General features: G+C 49.1%; 2 protein-coding genes. Both read left to right on the top strand.

What is annotated here, in order from left to right:
• Nucleotides 1–739, top strand: a 739-nt coding sequence (gene rmuC / locus R7M72_RS24480; RefSeq protein ID WP_318056386.1) for a DNA recombination protein RmuC, incomplete at its 5' end; no start/stop codon positions are given.
• Nucleotides 740–817: 78 nt separating this feature from the next.
• On the top strand, nucleotides 818–1,569 hold a 752-nt coding region (ubiE, locus tag R7M72_RS24475), incomplete at its 3' end, for a bifunctional demethylmenaquinone methyltransferase/2-methoxy-6-polyprenyl-1,4-benzoquinol methylase UbiE (RefSeq protein ID WP_318056385.1).

The following is a 1,569-nucleotide window of genomic DNA, read 5'->3' as shown; positions in this document are numbered from 1 at the left end:
GTACGAAACGCAAGTGAACCTACAGAGCGAAGCGGGCAAGCGTTACCAACCAGATGTGATTGTGCATTTTCCACAAAACAAGCAAGTGGTGGTCGATTCGAAAATGGCATTGGTGGCGTACGAGCGCTACTTCAATGCTGAAACGGATGCTGAACGCGACCGCGCGTTAAGTGCTCACCTCACCGCACTGCGTGCGCACATCAAAGGTTTGAGCATGAAGGATTACCACAAGCTCAAAGGCATCCAAAGTCTCGATTATGTGCTGATGTTTATTCCGGTAGAGCCGGCGTTTCAAGTGGCGATTCAAGCCGACCCAAGCTTGATCAAAGATGCGATGGAGCAAAACATCATCTTGGTTAGCCCAACCACGTTGCTGGTGGCACTGCGCACCATCGACAATTTATGGCGCAACGAACGTCAGAATGAAAACGCCAAACTGATCGCCCAGCGCGCCACCAAACTGTACGACAAGCTGCGTTTATTCATCGACGACATGGAAGGGTTGGGCGGCGCATTAGACCGAGCGAACCAAACCTATCAAGGCGCTATGAACAAGCTGGCGACAGGTCGTGGCAACGTGATTCGTCAAGCAGAAAGCTTTAGACAGTTGGGGGTTGAAATCAAACGACCGATTTCTTCTGACCTTGCGCAGTTGGCGCAAAGTGATGCATTTTCAGAAAATGAATCACCAAATGAATCGTTAGTAGAAAGACATCCGGCTGAGGATAAAGTAAACTAATCGCCCGCAGTACAGAGGGCGACTTTCATTGTCAGCAAACGCCCTGTAGTGAACAAGTGCTGCCCAAGAGGAATTAGAATGACGGACACAAGTTTGCAATCCAATACAGCGTTAGAGAACGAAACGACCCACTTTGGTTTCACCACAGTGGCGAAAGAAGAAAAAGTGACCAAAGTTGCCGAAGTTTTCCACTCAGTGGCAGCGAAATACGACATCATGAACGACCTGATGTCAGGTGGTATTCACCGCCTTTGGAAGCGTTTTACGATCGATTGCAGTGGCGCTCGTCCTGGTCAGCGCATTCTGGATCTAGGTGGTGGTACGGGTGACCTAACCGCGAAATTCTCGCGTATTGTGGGTGACCAAGGCCACGTTGTTCTGGCAGATATTAACAACTCAATGCTGAATGTTGGCCGCGACAAACTGCGCGATAACGGCATTGTGGGTAACGTACACTACGTACAAGCAAACGCAGAAGAACTGCCTTTCCCAGATGATTACTTCGATGTGATCACCATCAGCTTCTGTCTTCGTAACGTAACCGACAAAGACAAAGCACTGCGTTCAATGTTCCGCGTCCTTAAGCCGGGTGGTCGTCTATTGGTTTTGGAATTCTCTAAACCAGTTCTCGAACCACTATCAAAAGTGTACGACGCGTACTCATTCCACCTATTGCCAAAAATGGGCGAATTGGTCGCGAATGACGCAGAAAGCTACCGCTACCTTGCTGAATCTATTCGCATGCACCCAGACCAAGAAACACTGGAAGGCATGATGCAGGACGCTGGCTTCGAAAACACCAAATACTACAACCTAACGGGTGGTATTGT

Origin of the sequence: Vibrio sp. YT-18 (assembly GCF_033337345.1) — a bacterium.
GTDB classification, from domain to species: domain Bacteria; phylum Pseudomonadota; class Gammaproteobacteria; order Enterobacterales; family Vibrionaceae; genus Vibrio; species Vibrio alginolyticus.
The sequence above is the reverse complement of the archived record's forward strand: the minus strand, read 5'-3'. Positions and strand labels throughout refer to the sequence as shown.